Source organism: Scrofimicrobium sp. R131 (assembly GCF_040256745.1).
Taxonomy (GTDB): domain Bacteria; phylum Actinomycetota; class Actinomycetes; order Actinomycetales; family Actinomycetaceae; genus Scrofimicrobium; species Scrofimicrobium appendicitidis.
Window position 1 is genome coordinate 1,058,304 of sequence record NZ_CP138335.1, and the last position, 16,719, is coordinate 1,075,022.

The 16,719-nt window shown below is 64.3% G+C and carries 14 protein-coding genes; 7 read left to right on the forward strand and 7 right to left on the reverse strand.

Annotated elements, in window-relative coordinates:
* Positions 1 to 167 precede the first annotated feature (167 nt).
* Genes SAC06_RS04915 through SAC06_RS04925 form a run of 3 tightly spaced genes read left to right on the forward strand, consistent with a single transcriptional unit; the run spans position 168 to position 4,129 of the window.
* Entirely contained in the window at positions 168 to 1,901 is a 1,734-nt protein-coding gene (locus SAC06_RS04915; RefSeq protein WP_350259091.1) for an ABC transporter ATP-binding protein, read from the forward strand.
* A complete protein-coding gene (locus SAC06_RS04920) occupies positions 1,898 to 3,922 on the forward strand; it encodes an ABC transporter ATP-binding protein (RefSeq protein WP_350259092.1) in 2,025 nt (674 codons plus the stop codon). Before SAC06_RS04915 ends, SAC06_RS04920 begins: the two co-directional genes overlap by 4 nt.
* Positions 3,923 to 3,925: 3 nt before the next feature.
* On the forward strand, positions 3,926 to 4,129 hold the full coding sequence (locus SAC06_RS04925; protein ID WP_350259093.1) for a hypothetical protein: 204 nt from the start codon (positions 3,926 to 3,928) through the stop codon (positions 4,127 to 4,129).
* Here SAC06_RS04925 and SAC06_RS04930 read toward each other — a convergent pair.
* Entirely contained in the window at positions 4,126 to 5,394 is a 1,269-nt protein-coding gene (locus tag SAC06_RS04930; RefSeq protein ID WP_350259094.1) for an MFS transporter, read from the reverse strand. The genes SAC06_RS04925 and SAC06_RS04930 overlap by 4 nt on opposite strands.
* A gap of 80 nt (positions 5,395 to 5,474) precedes the next feature.
* Here SAC06_RS04930 and SAC06_RS04935 point away from each other — a divergent pair, with 80 nt between their 5' ends.
* Positions 5,475 to 6,059 (forward strand): winged helix-turn-helix domain-containing protein, encoded by a 585-nt coding sequence (locus SAC06_RS04935; protein ID WP_350259095.1) that lies wholly within the window; start codon positions 5,475 to 5,477, stop codon positions 6,057 to 6,059.
* A gap of 61 nt (positions 6,060 to 6,120) precedes the next feature.
* On the opposite strand, the gene SAC06_RS04940 is transcribed toward SAC06_RS04935, so the two are convergent.
* From SAC06_RS04940 to deoD, 4 genes are all read right to left on the reverse strand, one after another.
* A complete protein-coding gene (locus SAC06_RS04940; RefSeq protein WP_350259096.1) occupies positions 6,121 to 7,206 on the reverse strand; it encodes a hypothetical protein in 1,086 nt (361 codons plus the stop codon).
* 66 nt (positions 7,207 to 7,272) lie between these two features.
* Complete coding sequence (carB, locus tag SAC06_RS04945) at positions 7,273 to 10,608, reverse strand: carbamoyl-phosphate synthase large subunit (protein WP_350259097.1); 3,336 nt, start codon at positions 10,606 to 10,608, stop codon at positions 7,273 to 7,275.
* On the reverse strand, positions 10,608 to 11,117 hold the full coding sequence (locus tag SAC06_RS04950) for a carbamoyl-phosphate synthase domain-containing protein (RefSeq protein ID WP_350259098.1): 510 nt from the start codon (positions 11,115 to 11,117) through the stop codon (positions 10,608 to 10,610). The genes carB and SAC06_RS04950 overlap by 1 nt, the downstream gene beginning before the upstream one ends.
* 181 nt (positions 11,118 to 11,298) lie before the next feature.
* Positions 11,299 to 12,006 carry a purine-nucleoside phosphorylase gene (deoD, locus tag SAC06_RS04955; RefSeq protein WP_350259099.1) on the reverse strand — a complete coding sequence of 236 codons (708 nt, stop codon included), beginning with the start codon at positions 12,004 to 12,006 and terminating at the stop codon, positions 11,299 to 11,301.
* Between the two features lie 91 nt (positions 12,007 to 12,097).
* On the opposite strand from deoD, the gene SAC06_RS04960 reads away from it, so the two are divergent.
* The gene (locus SAC06_RS04960; protein WP_350259156.1) at positions 12,098 to 12,838 is read left to right on the forward strand and encodes an HAD-IIB family hydrolase; all 741 of its coding nucleotides are present in this window, start codon (positions 12,098 to 12,100) and stop codon (positions 12,836 to 12,838) included.
* Here SAC06_RS04960 and SAC06_RS04965 read toward each other — a convergent pair.
* Positions 12,807 to 13,664 carry an RNA methyltransferase gene (locus SAC06_RS04965; protein ID WP_350259100.1) on the reverse strand — a complete coding sequence of 286 codons (858 nt, stop codon included), beginning with the start codon at positions 13,662 to 13,664 and terminating at the stop codon, positions 12,807 to 12,809. The genes SAC06_RS04960 and SAC06_RS04965 overlap by 32 nt on opposite strands.
* A complete protein-coding gene (locus SAC06_RS04970) occupies positions 13,664 to 14,281 on the reverse strand; it encodes a DUF3043 domain-containing protein (RefSeq protein WP_350259101.1) in 618 nt (205 codons plus the stop codon). Before SAC06_RS04970 ends, SAC06_RS04965 begins: the two co-directional genes overlap by 1 nt.
* Positions 14,282 to 14,439: 158 nt before the next feature.
* Here SAC06_RS04970 and SAC06_RS04975 point away from each other — a divergent pair, with 158 nt between their 5' ends.
* Both SAC06_RS04975 and SAC06_RS04980 read left to right on the forward strand, forming a co-directional pair.
* On the forward strand, positions 14,440 to 15,795 hold the full coding sequence (locus SAC06_RS04975; protein ID WP_350259102.1) for a dipeptidase: 1,356 nt from the start codon (positions 14,440 to 14,442) through the stop codon (positions 15,793 to 15,795).
* The gene (locus SAC06_RS04980) at positions 15,792 to 16,691 is read left to right on the forward strand and encodes a glycerate kinase (RefSeq protein ID WP_350259103.1); all 900 of its coding nucleotides are present in this window, start codon (positions 15,792 to 15,794) and stop codon (positions 16,689 to 16,691) included. Before SAC06_RS04975 ends, SAC06_RS04980 begins: the two co-directional genes overlap by 4 nt.
* Positions 16,692 to 16,719: the final 28 nt, after the last annotated feature.

A 16,719-nucleotide genomic window follows, 5' to 3' on the forward strand; every position in this document is an offset into this window, starting at 1 on the left:
CACGATGGGGAACTCGGCCGCCGACTTGTCGGTGGTCGGTGGTATCTTGATCCACAGTGTTCATTGGCTGTTTGTCACCGCGGGCACGATGACAATCCACCCAAGTGAGCGCTAGCACCCGCGGATGCGCGGTCGTGCGGTGCATTAGAGGGGGAACGGAATACCGAATGCTACTTAAACTACTAATCCGCTATCTGAAGCCCTATAAGTGGTCCCTGCTGGGGATCCTGCTGCTTCAGATTGCCTCGGTGTGGGCCACTTTGTACCTGCCGAACCTGAACGCTCAGATCATCGATCAGGGCGTAGCCCAGGGGGATATCCCCTACATCTGGCAGCGCGGCGCGATCATGCTGGGCATTTCCTTCGTTCAGATCGTTGCGTCCGTCGGGGCCACCTACCTGGCGGCTCGTGCCGCCATGGCTTTAGGTCGGGACCTGCGTGACGCAGTTTACGACCGGGTGGTGGGATTCTCTGAGAAGGACGTCCGCGGCTTTGGGGCCGGTTCGCTCATTACCCGCAACACCAATGACGTGCAGCAGGTACAGATGATGGCCATGATGAGCGCCACCATGCTGGTGATGGCGCCGCTGATGGCAATTGGCGGCGTTTTCATGGCGCTGCGCCAGGATGTCGGTCTGTCCTGGATCATCGCCGTCTCCGTTCCGATTCTGCTGGCGCTGGCCGGGCTGATCATCATGCGGCTGGTCCCGCTATTCCGCGCCTACCAGGAGAAGCTGGACACAGTGAACCTGGTTATGCGTGAGCAGTTGACCGGGGTACGTGTCATTCGTGCTTTTGTGCGAGAGCAAATTGAAGAGGCCCGGTTCCGCGTGGCCAACACCGACATCATGGTGGTTGGACGCAAGGTTGGCTCCCTGTTTGTCACCTTGTTCCCAATGGTGAACCTGGTCCTAAACGTCACGATGATCGCAGTCCTCTGGTTTGGGGGACACCGAATGGATGCCGGGGAAATTGAGGTCGGCACCATCATGGCCTTTATGCAGTACGTGGCTCAGATCCTCTTCGGGGTTCTGATGGCGACCTTCATGGCCGTGATGATCCCCCGGGCCGAAGTCTCGGCGGAACGGATTAATGAGGTACTGGTCTCTCCGGAGTCGGTGCTAGAGGCGGAGTCCCCGGTCACCACGGTCAGCGAGCCTGGCCGGATTGAGTTCGACAACGTTAGCTTCGCGTTCCCCGATGCGGAGGAACCGGTGATCAAGAACGTGACGTTCACGATCGAACCGGGTGAAACCGTGGCCTTCATTGGCTCGACCGGCTCGGGCAAAAGTACCCTGCTGAACCTGATTCCGCGTCTGTTTGACGCGACGGAAGGCACCGTCCGGGTCGGTGGGACCGACGTGCGGAAACTGGCGTTGAACACGCTGTGGAACCAGCTGGGGTTGGTGCCGCAAAAAGCTTTTCTCTTTGCCGGAACCGTGGCCTCCAACCTGGAGTTCGGGTTGGAGGGTGCCACCGAAGAGCAGATGTGGACGGCCTTGGAGGTCGCGCAGGGGAAAGATTTCGTGTCCGACATGAACGGCGGGCTGCAAGCTCGGATTGCTCAGGGCGGGACCAACGTGTCCGGTGGTCAGCGCCAGCGTCTGGCCATTGCCCGGGCTCTGATCCGTCGGCCAGAGATTCTGCTGTTTGACGACTCCTTCTCGGCCCTGGACTTGGCTACGGATGCGCGCCTACGGGAGCAGCTTCGGTTGAACTTCCCAGACACCACCCAGGTGGTGGTCGCTCAGCGGATTTCTTCGATTATGGATGCGGACAAGATCGTGGTCTTGGACCAGGGTCGGGTCGTTGGGCTGGGACGCCACGAGGAACTGGCCCAGACCTGTCCCACCTATCAGGAGATCATTGAGTCCCAGCTGTCCGCGGAGGAGATCCGATGAGCAACCCAAATATGCGTGATGATGAGGAAGTCGTCGAGGAAGTAATCGACGAAGAAGAGCATCGGGCGGCACCGGCCGGCGGGCACGGCCCCGGTGGGCGCCCGCCGGGCAAGGCCCAGCAGTTCGGCCCCAGCTTCTTCCGGATGATCGGTCTGATGGCTCCCTACAAGTGGGCCATGCTGCTGGTCTCGCTGCTGGGAGCCGGGGGAGTGGTCCTGTCTGTCGTCGCCCCCAAGGTGTTGGCGAGGGCCACCGACCTGCTGTTCTCCGGGTTTATCTCCAAGCGGATTCCCGCCGGGGCCAATCTGGACCAGGCGATCGAAATGATGCGGGCCAAGGGCGATACCGACATGGCCAACATGGTCGAGTCGATGAACATCACCCCGGGGCAGGGGGTCGACTTCAAGGCTCTGGCGGCGGTCCTGACCCTGGTGTTGGTGCTCTACCTGGTTTCGGCCCTGCTGATGTGGTTGCAGGGGTACATCCTCAATATCGTCATGGTGAAAGCCATGTGGCGGCTGCGTGAGCAGATCGAGGACAAGATCCACAAGCTGCCGCTCAGCTACTTTGACCGAAACCGGCGCGGTGACCTGATTTCCCGCGTGACCAACGACATCGACAACATCACCCAGACGCTGCAGCAGTCGCTCTCCAGCGCGATCACCTCGGTTTTCATGGTGATCGGCGTAGTGGCGATGATGCTGAGCATCTCTTGGAAGCTGACGCTGATTGTGCTCGTGTCCCTGCCGTTGATGGCGATCATTTTCGGTGTCATCGGGCCCAAGTCACAAAAGGCCTTCGCCACCCAGTGGATGAAGGTCGGGGCGCTGAACAACCGGGTGGAAGAGTCCTTCTCCGGTCACGCTCTCGTCCGGGTCTACGGCCAGACTGAGAGATTCGAGTCCCAGTTTGCCCAGGAAAACGAGGAACTGTACCGGGCCTCCTTCAAGGCTCAGTTCCTTTCTGGCGCGATGATGCCGTCCACCCGTTTCGTCGGCAACATTGTCTACGTCGGGGTGGCCGTAATCGGGGGCCTGATGGTCGCCTCGGGCAAGATGAGCCTCGGCAACGTGCAGGCCTTCATCCAGTACGCTCAGCAGTTCAACCAGCCGGTGGGTCAACTCGGCGGCATGGCCGTTGCGGTCCAGTCGGGCGTGGCTTCGGCCGAGCGGGTGTTCGAGATCCTGGACGCCCCTAACGAGGAACCAGACTCACCCGATGCACCGGCCCCGGTGGAGGGTGACGGCAAGATCATCTTCGAGAACGTCAGCTTCTCCTACACCCCGGAGCGTCCGCTGATCAAGAACCTCTCCTTTGAGGTCCAACCAGAACAGACGGTGGCCATTGTGGGACCCACCGGCGCAGGCAAGACCACCCTGGTCAACCTGCTGATGCGGTTCTACGAACTCGATGGTGGGCGAATCACGGTCAACGGGCAGGACATTTCGAAGCTGACCCGGAAAGACGTGCGCGCTCGGACCGGGATGGTGCTGCAGGACCCCTGGCTGTTTGCTGGGACCGTCCTGGACAACATTCGGTTTGGCAACGAAGATGCGACCGAAGAGCAGGTTCGTGAGGCGGCCAAGGCCACCTACGTCGACTGGCTGATCAAGTCGTTGCCGCACGGGTACGAAACCGTGCTCGACGAAGATGCGGCCAACCTGTCGGCCGGTGAACGCCAGTTGCTCACCATCACCCGGGCCTTTGTCTCGCAGCCGTCCATTCTGATTCTGGATGAGGCCACCTCGGCGGTCGATACCCGGACCGAGCGGCTGCTGCAAAAGGCGATGGGAGCCCTGCAGAAGGGGCGCACCTCCTTTGTCATTGCCCACCGCCTCTCGACCATTCGGGATGCGGACCTGATCCTGGTAATGGAGGATGGCGACATCGTGGAGCAGGGGAACCACGAGGAACTGATCAAGCGTCACGGGGCCTACTACCGGCTCTACAACGCCCAGTTCGAGGGGTCCTTCGCGGAAGACGAAGAGCTGACCGATGAGCTGAACCCGGGGAGCGAATAGACCGTGGTTAGAAATCCGATCGCGGTGGCGCTCTGCGCTGTCCTCGCTGGCCTCGGCGTCGTGCTAACGCTGTTCACGGTGTTGGACCTGGCCAGCGGGGTTCAGTCCACCGCGCTGTTCCTGGGGCTGGTTGCCTGGCCGGTAACGGCAATCACCGGCGGGTACCTGGCCCGGACACTGAACCGCGACCGGACCGAGCCGAACTAGCTGACGCGGACTTCGAACTTCTCCGCGTAGGCGGGCCACTCTGGGGCACGGGGGATTCCTCGTGCCCCTCGGTCCAGGCCCGCCATCAGCGTTGCCAGTACGCACACCGCGGCGCTGAGCAGCAGAGTTCCGGTCCGGCCGATTTGGACCAGACCGATCCCCGCCACCAGCGGCGCCAGGGGAGCGGCCATCATCGCGAGAAACTGGACGATCGAGTTGGCCCGGCCCAGCATGGAGGTGGGGGTCGCCACCATGAAGTACCCCAGGAGACCGGCATTGACCAGCGGGATCAGCACCGTACAGACGGCCAGGGTGGCGATGATCGCGGGGAGGGTGTGCATGAACGGCACCAGGACGAAGCCGGCCGTGGCCAGCGCCAACCCGGCCACCGAGAGCGGCCCAACCGGGAACCGGTCGATGAGCTTGGGACTGACCATCGCTCCCAGCAGCATCGACACCCCCAGCCAGAACGAGAGCAAACCGATCTGCGCGGCACTGTATCCTTCCTGCTGGAGCGAGTAGATGACCGTGGTCATCCCGGTGCCAAACCCCAGGTTGATTGCGGTAAAGACGAAAAGGATCTGCCGGATTTCGCGGCGGTGCAGCAGCCAGCTCAACGCCTGCTTCATCCCTCCGGTGCCCTGCGGGGCTGACTCGGGCTGGGTACCGGCGTAGCCGTGCCGACTCACCCGGCGACCCAGCAGGACCGCGAAGAGGGCAGAAACCGCTTGCGAGAGCGTCATCACCGCTGCCAACACCCAAATTCCGGCTCCCAGGAGGAAGCCGCCAAGGGGTCCACCCAGGAGTTGCAGTACCGCGTCCCGTCCCTGGTTGGTCGCTTGGGCCCGCCCAACCTGATGGGCGGGGACCAGGTCTTTCAGGGCCGACTCGCCGGCCACGTCGAACAGCCCGCCACGAACAGACATCAGTGAGGTGACCACCAGAAGCGAGCTGAACGCCAGGTTGTCGGTGACGGTCAGCCCAAGCAGGAGGGCGGCCAGAAGGAACGACAGGAGTGCCCCAGCGATCATCAGGCCGATCCGGTGGAAGCGATCTGCCGCCCAGCCTCCGCCCAGAGTGCAGATCAGACGCAGGGTGAGGGACACGGCGCCGACGATTCCGGCCGCCACCGGGTCGTCGGTCAGGAACAGGGCGATCAGGGGGAGGGCAAACCCAAAGAGCGAGCCGCCCAGTCCCTTCGCGGTGTCGCTGATCAGCCAAAGAACGTATGCTCGGCCCTGCCAGAGCCCGGAAGTGGTGTTCATGGGACCACCCTAGACTACGCACGACCTAATGCGCAATAGAACGTGCGCAATAATTATTGGTCGTTTGCTAAGGTGGAACCATGGCTGAACAGATGGGCCCGGATCGAAATGCTGCTGAGGTCACGATGACCACCGCCATGCTGAAGGCAATGGCACACCCGATTCGGCGCGAAATCATGAGGTATCTGGCGAAGGCCGGCCACGGGAGAGCGGCCGATGTAGGGGCGGCGCTCGGGTTGCCGGCGAACCAGGTGAGCTTCCACCTGCGCACTCTGGGGGAGGCCGGCTTCATCGAGGTGGATGAGACCCTGGCCCGGGATCGGCGCGACCGAGTCTGGAAACTTATTCCTCAGCCCAGGAGCCTCGGTAGTCCGGAGGCGCCGGTGGCCGACGAGCAGTTGGGACAGGTGATGCTGGCGCAGCTGTGGGAAGATCACCAACTCCTGGCTCGCCGACTCCTGGCTTGGGTGCCAGAGTACGTTAGCGGCCGAACCAAAGAGGTTCACGGCACGTTCCTGCACAGTTCGGTGCGGACCACGCCGGAACGCTTTGTTGCCCTGGTCGAACAGATCCAAGAGCTACTAGTCGCGATTCCTGATGAGGAGCCGGGGCCGGACGTGGCCCTGTGGGACATCGCGCTGCTGGCGGCGGACGACCAAATCTGATGCCAGCGGGCAAAGAAAAGGCGTGGAGTGCCAACGGCAACTCCACGCCTTTACCCTGCGATTAGGCGGCGATTTCCTCCCCGATCAGGGTCTTGAACAGCCAGCCCTGGGCGATGATGATCACCGGCACGGCCAGCAGGATCCCAATCCCGAAGAAGAGCGCGCCCACCCAGGCCGCAATGGCGGAACCGATCATGAACAGCACCACGGTTGCGATGTTGTTCCACACGATGGTGGCTGAAGCTACGATCGCATCCCAGGCGCCGTAGTTCTTGTCCACGATCAGCCAGTAGCTGAAGATACTCAGGGCGCTCACAATCACGGGCGCGACAAAGGTGAAGGCCAGGACCCCTGACAGCAGCCCGATGATCAGGCCGGCCAGCAGCACGCGGCCGACGTGCTCAAACTGGAAGAAGCTGGCAAAAGTGACCGGCTGTCCTCGCAGAATCTCCAGGACCCCGCGCAGAATATTGGCCTGCACAACCGCCGCGAACACGGCCACTACCACCACTGAGAACGACACCATCACCAGGGCGAAACCGGAGCGGTCGAACCCGAGTCCCAGCGCCAGCATTAGCAGCCACAGCAGTACCATCACCGCAAAGTAGGTAAGGGCGACCCCAATCAGCAGTCCTGCGTGCTGACGGAACTTCTTCCAGGCGTAGTTGAAGCCGTCAGAGATCCGGATTCCCTCGACCGCGGCCACCCGCACCGGCTCCAACATGGGCGCCTGCGGCCCCGGGTAGGTGCCCGCATAGGGCGGCGGGGGATAGCCCGGGCCGCCGGGACCCGGGGGAGGCGGGTAGCCCCCAGCCGCTCCTGGCGCCGGCGGATACGCTGCGCCACCGGGCGGGGGCGGAGGGGTGGCGGTCTCCGGGCTGGGTGCCGAAGGAGCGGTCGGAGCTGCCGAGAAGTCCGGGCCCGGTGTCGGCGGCACCTCAGCCATCGGGGTAGTGGGCAACGGAGCCGTCTGGGTGGGCTCCACCCCGGGGGCAGCCGGTTCGGGCGTGGGCTCCGCGGGTGCCGCATCGGCTCCGGGTGCGAACCGGTCGCTCGGGGGCGGCGGCGGGAACGAGGTGGTTGGGGCCTCGTCAAACGGCAGGTCAGCACTCGGTTCAGAGTGCGGACGGGACTCAGGTTCGGTCATGTCGTCATTCACCTTTCGGGGCGTTGGCGGGTGCCCAACAGGCACGGTCCTAGTTTAGGGAGCAGCTCAGGATTCGCGCGAGGGCAAAGCCCGCCGCTGCTCGTACTCCTGGAGGGACTCGACGGTAAAGTTCCCCTTCTGTACTGCCTCAATCGCCAACACGGCCAACCCAAACTGCTGGATGGTGGTCACGATCGGGCGGTCAGCGGAGGTCGTTGCGTTGCGGATCGCGTACCCGTCCGAGCGGCTGTCCTCCTGGCCGGTCGGGGTGTTCACCACCATGTCCACCTGACCGTCCACGATCAGTTTGACGATGTTGTCCAACTCGCTGTCGGGACCCGACTCGGACAGGCGGGCGACCTCGCGAACGGGAATGGCGTATCGACGCAGGACCTCGGCGGTGCCACGGGTGGCCAGGATCTCAAACCCCAGGTCGTGCAGTCGCTCGACCGGGAAGACAATGGATCGCTTGTGCCGATCAGCCACCGAGACAAAGACAGTCCCGCCGGTGGGCAACCCTCCGTAGGCGGCGGCCTGGGACTTGGCGAAAGCCATCGGCAGGTTGGCATCCAGCCCCATCACCTCGCCGGTGGAGAGCATCTCCGGACCGAGGATGTTGTCCACCACGCGACCGTCTGGGCGCCGGAAACGCTTGAACGGCAGGACCGCTTCCTTTACGGCCAACGGGCCCGTCCAACTACCTTCGGTCGGATCGGCCTGGGGGAGGACCCCCGTCTGCTTCAGCTCGGCGACGGAGCGGCCGGACATGATCAGGGCAGCCGCCTGAGCCAGGGGCACCCCGGTGGCTTTGGCGACGAAGGGGACGGTTCTCGACGCCCGCGGGTTTGCCTCCAGGACGTAGAGGACGTCGGAAGAGATCGCGAACTGCACATTGAGCAGGCCGCGGACCCCGACACCTTCGGCAATCCTCCGGGTCGCCTCCCGAATTTGGGTGATCATCTGCGAGGAGATGGTCACCGGCGGCAGGATGCAGGAGGAATCACCGGAGTGAATCCCGGCTTCCTCGATGTGCTCCATGATGCCGCCGACGAAGAGGTCGGTCCCGTCAAACAGGGCGTCCACGTCAATCTCGACCGCCTCATCCAGGAAGTGGTCGATCAGCACGGGGGAGGGGAACCGAGCCTGGCCGCGGTCGGCGATGCTCTGGGCGGCCCCGGGCACCGTCCGACGAACATAGTCGGTCAGCTGATCCGGACTGTAGACAATCTCCATTCCGCGTCCGCCCAGGACGTAGGACGGGCGCACCAGGACCGGGTAGCCGACGGTGTCAGCCACCTGCAGCGCCTGGCGCAGACCTGACGCTGAGCCGAAAGCGGGGGCAGCCAAGCCGCCGTCGAGCAGCACCTGCCCGAACTGACCGCGATCTTCCGCCAAGTCGATGGCCGAGGGGGAGGTCCCCCAAATTGGCAGGCCGGCCGCCTCCAGTTCGCGCGCCAACTTCAAGGGAGTTTGGCCGCCGAGTTGCACGATTACCCCAACCACGGGTCCAACCTGCGATTCCGCCTGGTAGATCTCCAGCACGTCCTCGAAGGTGATCGGCTCAAAGTAGAGGCGATCGGCCGTGTCGTAGTCGGTGGAGACCGTCTCCGGGTTGCAGTTGACCATGATCGTCTCGTACTGGCCCTTCAGGGTCAGCGCGGCGTGAACGCAGGAGTAATCAAACTCGATTCCCTGCCCGATCCGGTTCGGACCCGACCCCAGGATCATCACTGCCGGGCGCGTGCGTGGAGCCACCTCGGTCTGCGTGTCATAGGCGGAGTAGTAGTAGCTCGAGTTCGACTCGCTCAAACCGGCGCAGGTATCCACGGTCTTGTAGACCGGGCGCAGATCGTAGGCGTGGCGGACCTCGCGGACTGTTTCCTCGCTCAGGCCCCGGATCTGGGCGATCTGCTGGTCGGAGAAGCCGATCTCTTTGGCGCGGCGCAGCAGGGAGGCATCCAGGTGGGCGCTACCGGCCAGCTCTTGCGCCACCTCCTCCAGCAGGAAGAACTGGTCTAGGAACCAAGGATCGATGTCGGTCGCCTCGTTCAGCTGCTCCAGGGTGGCTCCCCCGCGGATGGCCTGCTGAATTTGGTTCAGCCGCTCCTCGGTTGGGGTCTGCACGGCCTGGAGGAGGTCCGCCACCTGCGCTGCGGTGGGGACGGGCTCGGACCAGCTGAAGCCAACCCCGGGCTTGTCGATTGAGCGGAACGCCTTGTTCAGCGCCTCCATGAAGTTCCGGCCGAGCGCCATCGCTTCCCCAACCGATTTCATCGTGGTGGTCAAGGTAGTGTCTCCGGCGGTGAACTTCTCGAACGCAAACCGGGGCACCTTCACGGCCACGTAGTCGATCTGCGGACCGTCAGCCGCGGTCAGGCTGGGTGCGAACTCGTTCGGAATCTCGGTCAGCAGGTAGCCGATCGCGAGGCGAGCCGCAATCTTGGCAATCGGGTAGCCGGTGGCTTTGGAGGCGAGAGCTGAGGACCGGGAAACCCGCGGGTTCATCTCAATTACGATGACCCGCCCGTTCTCGGGGTGAATGGCGAACTGGATGTTACACCCGGAGGAACGCACCCCCACCTGGCGAATCAAGTCAGCCCCGATTTGGCAGATGTTTTGATACTCGGCTTCGGTCAGCGTCATGGCAGGCGCAACGGTAATCGAATCCCCGGTGTGGACTCCGACCGGGTCGACGTTCTCAATCGAGCAGACCGTCACGATGTTGTCGGCCAGGTCCCGGATCATCTCCAGTTCGATCTCTTTCCACCCGAGGATAGACTCCTCCAGCAGCACCTCGTGCGTGGGGGAATCCTGCAGGCCCGCGCCGGCAATTCGACGCAGTTGATCCTCGTCGAAGGCCATTCCGGAGCCCAGTCCACCCATGGTGAACGAGGGGCGGACCACGAGCGGGTAACCGAGGGCCTCGGCCGCGCTCAGGCAGTCATCCATTGAGTGGGCGATGAAGGAGCGGCAAACCTCAGCTCCGCAAGCTTCCACCGCCTCCTTGAACAGCTGCCGGTCCTCGCCGGCCTGAATCGCCTCCACCTGAACACCGATCAGCTCGACCCCGTACCGGTCCAGGACCCCGCTCTCCGAGAGGGCCACCGCCGTGTTCAGCGCGGTCTGGCCCCCCAGAGTTGGGAGCAGCGCGTCCGGGCGTTCCTTGGCGATAATTCGCTCGACCATATCCGGAGTAATCGGCTCAATATAGGTGGCGTCGGCAAACTCCGGGTCGGTCATAATGGTGGCCGGGTTCGAGTTGACCAGGATGACCCGCAGGCCCTCTTCTCGCAAAATCCGGCACGCCTGGGTGCCGGAGTAGTCAAATTCTGCTGCCTGCCCAATCACAATTGGGCCGGAACCGATCACCAGGACCGATTGAATATCTTCGCGTTTGGGCATTAGTCCTGTCCCTCCAATTCGGCAAAAACTTCGAGCAATGAGGCGACCACGTCGGCCGGAAGCGCAGAGTTATCACTCTCGGTCAGCTGCCACTGCGGCAGTGGGAGGGCTTCGCCCGAGAAGATCGCTCCCAGCTGAGGACCGGTCTGGACCAGGTGGCGGGTCAGGGCTCGGGTGTCGAGGTGGGAAATGCCCACCACCCCGGCAGCTGCCATTGCTTCGGGCAGCGGTCCGGCCGACTGCCAGTGCGAAGGCCGGCGGGCCGGCTCGCGCGCGATGCACCCGGCAGCAACCAGCTCCTGGTTCTCATGACCGGTGTTGCCCACGTGCGGGTAGGTGAACAGCACCAGGCCCCCCGCGTTGAGAGGATCCGCCAGCGCCTCGGCAAAACCAGTGGCAGTGGGATCAAGGCGGACCGGCCCTATTGCTCGGCCTCGTGCCCCCCACGGCCTTCCCCGGAACGTAGTTCCATCTTGCAGAATTAGGATTGCCCGTTGCAGGTCAGTCATTAGGTCTCCTCCCATCGGGATCGGCAAGGGGGTCAGGCCGCCCGGCGGATCTATCACCGTGGAGACGGCGCCCGCGATCAAGCATAGGGGGAGGGACGAAGGGACTACTTCTCAATGACCGAAACTTGGACGGCCAAGGTGTGCAAACCGGGTCTGAAGCGACACCTTGGCCGTCGGTGTGCTAAGACAAAGCCGCGGCTGCCGCCAAGGTCAGGGCCCCCTGGAACTTGGTCTCCCGCTCCTCGGCCGTCATGTCGCCGGAGTGATCCAACAGGTGATCGGAGACGGTGAGCACGGTCAGCGCCTGCTTCCCGAGCTCCGCAGCAATCCCGTAGAGCGCGGCGGTCTCCATCTCAACCCCGAGCACGTCGTACTGGGCCAGCGCCTCCAACTGACCGGGGACAACCCGATAGAACGCGTCCGAGGAGAAAATCGCCCCCACGTGGAGCCGCAGATCTTCCGGGGCGGCCGAGACCGCAGCGGACAGCAGCGGGTAGGAGGCCAATGCCGAGAAAGCCACCTGCGGGATCCGGTGGTCGTTGAAGTTGGAGTTGGTGTGGGCGCCCATCGCCACAATCGTGTCACCGACGGAGACCTTCGGGCTGATTCCACCGCAGGTACCCACCCGGATGATCCGCTCCACCCCGTAGAACTGGAACAGCTCGGTGGCGTAGATGGCGATGGACGGCTGACCCATCCCCGAGCCCATCACGGACAGCGGCTGGCCCTGGTAGGTCCCGGTGAAGCCGAGCATGCCGCGCACGGAGTTCACCTGGCGGGGCTCATCCAAGATCAGATGGGCGATCCGCTCGGCACGCTTGGGGTCACCAGGCATGATCACTGCGGGCGCAAAATCGCCGTTTTCGGCCTCAATATGCGGAGTTGCCATTTCGTGTTGCTCACTTTCCTCATCGAACTTCGGTTGGCGTGAGCTTCCATTATCGGGGAAAGGTAGGTTAGAAGCCATGCTGAACGACAATCTGCGCCTAGTTGCTTTCGATTTGGACGACACGTTAGCCCCCTCAAAGTCTGAACTTCCGCCCTCAATGGGCACGGCACTGCGCTCCCTTTTGGCTCGGGTGCCGGTCTGTGTCATCTCCGGGGGAAACTTCGCCCAGTTCGAGAGTCAACTGCTGGCCGGCCTGAATGCTGAGGAAGTACTGCTGGAACGGCTGCACCTGATGCCCACCTGCGGAACCCAGTATCTGCGCCGACAGCAGGGCCGATGGGATCAGGTGTACGAGGAGGCCCTCAGCCCCGAGCAGAAGCAGCGGGCAATCGCCGCCCTGACGGTGGCCGCTCACGATCTGGGCCTGTGGGAGACCGATCCTTGGGGCGACATCATCGAGGACCGCCACACTCAGATCACGTTTTCGGCCCTCGGGCAGCAGGCGCCGCTGGCGGCCAAGAAGGCCTGGGACCCGACCGGAGAGAAGAAAGCAGCGCTGGTCAGGCTCCTGTCCCCGGCCCTGCCGGACCTGGAGGTGCGGGGAGGTGGCTCGACCTCGGTGGACATCACCGCTCGCGGAGTGGACAAGGCTTACGGGATGAGAAAACTGGTCGAGCAGACCGGGATTGCCCCGGAGCGGATGCTGTTTATCGGTGACCGGCTGGATGAAGGCGGCAACGACTACCCGGTGAAGGCGGCCGGTTGGCCCACGCGGGCGGTCGGCGGGTGGGAGGAAACCCTCACCGTGATTGAGGAGTTGCTGGCCGACTGAGCCGGCGCACCTCCCAGAAGGCGATGGCGGCGGCCGTGGCCACGTTGAGTGAGTCCACCTCGTGATCCAGGGGGATGGCCACGCGCCGGTCCGCCTGGTTGAGCGTGGAGGCGGTCAAACCCGGGCCTTCGCTCCCGAGCAGGAGGGCAATCTTGCCTCCCGGCTGGACCTCGTCCAACGACTCGGCCGGCGCGTTCGGGGTCAGGGCCCAGGCCTCGTACCCGTGTCGGTGGAGCAGATCCAGGTCCGGCCAGGCGGGAAGGCGCGTCCACGGGACCTGAAAGACGGCTCCCATCGACACGCGAACCGAGCGGCGGTACAGCGGGTCGGCGCAGGTGGGGGTGACCAGCACCCGATCGATTCCCAGCGCTGCGGCCGAGCGGAAAATTGCCCCCACATTGGTGTGGTCGACCAGGCCCTCCAGAATCGCAATCGGACCGGTGGCTTCGGCCAGGAACCGGTCCACCTCGGGTGAGGGTGGTCGGCGAAAGAGGGCCAGGGCCCCGCGGTGGACGCGGAACCCGGTGATCAGTTCCGTTTCATCTTCCGGCACCAGAAAGACGGGCAGATTCCCGCCGGTCCGGTCTCCGCCGGTGGCGGTCAGCACGTCGGCCAGTTGGTCCAACCAGCGCGGAGCCAGCAGGAACGCGAGCGGTGCGTGGCCGGCTTGGACTGCGCGCTCGATTACGCTCCGCGACTCAGCCAGGTACACGCCGGACTCTGTCTCCCATTTTTGGCGGAGCTGGACGTCTTTCAGCCCGGTAAAGGCCGCGCGCAACGAGGCGTGGTCGGCGGGCCAGTTCCCGTTTTCAACCGAGAGGAGCACTACTTGGTCTTTCGCGCCCCGTCCGGGAACTCGCCGCGGGCCGCCTGCGGCTTAGGCGAACGCCAGCGCCGGGCCATGATCATGCGTGAGTAGCAGTAGAACCAGGTGCCCTTCGGAATGATTTCCTTGGGGTAGTGGGCGTTGAACCGCCGCTTGATCTTCTGCCAAACCCAAATGCCCTCGGCAATGGAAAAGACGAAGAAAGAGTAGAGGGCGACGGTGACAGCCAGCATCACCGTGGTGGCCAGCTCCGGGTTGGAGCCAAGGAGCCCGATCCCGAGCGAAACCACCAGGAACAGCAGCATCATCGGCAGCAGGAACTCGGAGAAAGACCAGCGGGCATCAATGTAGTCGCGGGTAAACCGGCGCGCCTTTCCCTTGTCGCGGTAGGGCAGGTAGCGCTCATCGCCGGTCTGGAGGGCCAGTTGCTGGCGAGCGTAGGCCTCGTTGCGCTTTTCCCGCTCGATCTGCTTGGCCAGCTTGCGGTCGTTGGGCACGAGGGGACGCTTGTTGGCCAGTTCGGCCTCCCGCCGGGTGCGGGTAGGTCGCCCCTTCTTGGCCGGCTGCTCTGCGCTGGGTTCGGAAGCGGTCTGGTCTGCTGAATCTTTCTTAGCCACGTCCCTAACAATAGTTGAGCGGGCAGGTCCGGCCCAATTTCTCAGGCAGAATTGGATCGGAATCACCCGCGTCTGCCCGGCCCCGGGCTCTGTTCGCCCCGCTCGAGCCGGCCCCGGTCTTTTTCGCGCCGTCTGCCCGCCCGGGGTAAATTGACAATATGTCGAATTTTGAAGCCTTGAGCACCCGTGTTGACCGGTACCTTCCCGCCCAGATTGAAGGCCTGCGCCGGCTGGTTCAGATTCCTTCCATCTCCTCCGATCCGGCCCGCGCCGACCAGATGGCGCAGAGCGCCCAGACGGTGGCTGACATGTTTGCCGAGTTGGGGTTTAACGTTGAGCTTTGCCAAGCCACCGCCGAAGATGGGACGGAGGGACAACCGGCCGTCCTCGCCGTGAAGTCGGCCGCCAACCCCGACGCTCCCACCGTGCTGCTCTACGCGCACCACGACGTGCAGCCGCTCGGCGAGGTGGACCGGTGGTCCTACGAGCCGCTTGAACTGACCGAGGTGGGCGACCGACTGTACGGGCGCGGCTCGGCCGACGATGGCGCCGGAATCATGGTGCACGTGGGCGCCCTCCGCGCCCTCGGCGAAGATCTGCCGGTGAACGTGGTCGTCTTCATTGAGGGGGAAGAGGAAATCGGTTCCCCCTCGTTCACCGCTTTCCTGGAGAAGTATCGGGATCGGCTGTCAGCCGACGTGATCGTGGTGGCCGACTCGAACAACTGGACGGTGGACGTCCCGGCGTTGACCTCGTCCCTGCGCGGAGTCTGCTCCTGCGACGTCAAAGTGGAAGTGCTGGAGCACGCCGTCCACTCGGGCATGTTTGGCGGTCCAATTCTGGATGCGGTCACCCTGGCTTCGCGTCTGATTGCCACCCTGCATGACGAAAACGGTGACGTGGCCGTCCCCGGCCTCGGCGGTAACGACCGAGCCGAAGTTGAGTGGCAGGAGTCCGACTTCCGAGCCGATGCCTCCGTGGTCGACGGGTATCAGCTGGCCGGCACCGGCGATCTGGCGGCTCGAGTTTGGACCAAGCCGGCTCTGGCTGTGATCGGGATGGATGTTCGTCCGATTGCCGAGTCTTCCAACACCATTGCGCCCCAGTGCACCTTCCGGTTGAGCCTCAGGACGGTGCCGGGCTCCGACCCGCGCCAATCGCTGTCCGCCCTGACCGAGTATCTGCAGGCCCAGGCTCCGTTCGGCGCCCGGGTCAGCGTCACCCCGGGCGAACTGGGTCCGTCCTACCAGGCCGACCTGAGCGCGCCGGTGGCCGAAAAGCTTCGGGCCGCGCTCGGCTCCGCGTGGGGAACCACCCCGGTGGCGATCGGGGTGGGCGGCTCGATCCCATTCATCAGCGACTTCCAGGCTGCCTTCCCGGGCGCCCAGGTGCTGGTGACCGGGGTTGAGGACCCGCAGGCCAACGCCCACTCGGAAAACGAGTCGGCCTCCCGGAAGACCCTCCGGAATGCCACTTTGGCCGAAGCCCTATTCCTGGAGAGCCTGGCCGAATGAAAGCCCTGCTGGTCGGCCATCTGAGCCCGTCACTTGCACCTGCCGTCGGTTTCAGTGCCGGGGAGGAACAGTTGGCAGAGGCTCCGGGGGAGCACTACCGCGACCGGTTGGCGGTGCTGGCCGAGGCCCTGACCGACTGGGAGGTGGAGATCCTGCCGTTCGGACCCGGCCCGATCTTTACCGAGGCTGTCCCCGGCTCCCTCAGCTTGCCCCGAGATGCCGGTGACCCGGTGGTCCTGCCCGCGGCGGGTCCCCTGCTGGTGGAGATGGGCCACGACGTCGGTCATGACTGGGGGCGGAGGCTGTGGGCGGTCAACCGGGAAGAGGACCTGGTTGGGCGCGACCTGACCGTCGCCTATTCGACGGCTCGGCCGTTGAAGGGCCCCGATGCCACCTCAAACACCGATCCGCACCTGGGCTTGCGTCCGGTGATTGAGGAGCCTGACGGGCTGATCGCGCACCTGCGCCAGCTCTCCCACCGCCAGCTACCCCTGGCCGATCCTCGCCCGCGCGAAGTCGATCTGCGGCCGGGCTCCGGGGCCGGGGGAGGGGCGGCGGCCTGGCTGATGGCTCTGGGCGCGCGTGCCTTCCCCACCGCGCAACTGCTGGCTGACCACCTGGGACTGGCCGACCGGATCGGTCGAGCCGACCTGGTGATTCTAGCCACACCGCACTGGCATTCCCCCGACCTGGCCGAGTCGATCCCGATCTATGCGGCCGAGGTAGCTGCCGAACGCGCCATCCCGGTGGTTGGGGTTGGGTTCAGGTCCTCACTTTCCCCGCACGAGCAGGCCCAGTGGGGACTGCAGGGGTTGCACCTGGCCCGGGACCCCGAGCGGTTGGGGCAGCTCGGGCGGCGGGTCGCCCAAACCTGGAGTGGTTTCACTCCTGGGTGAACTACTGGTGACACGACCGAGATCGCGT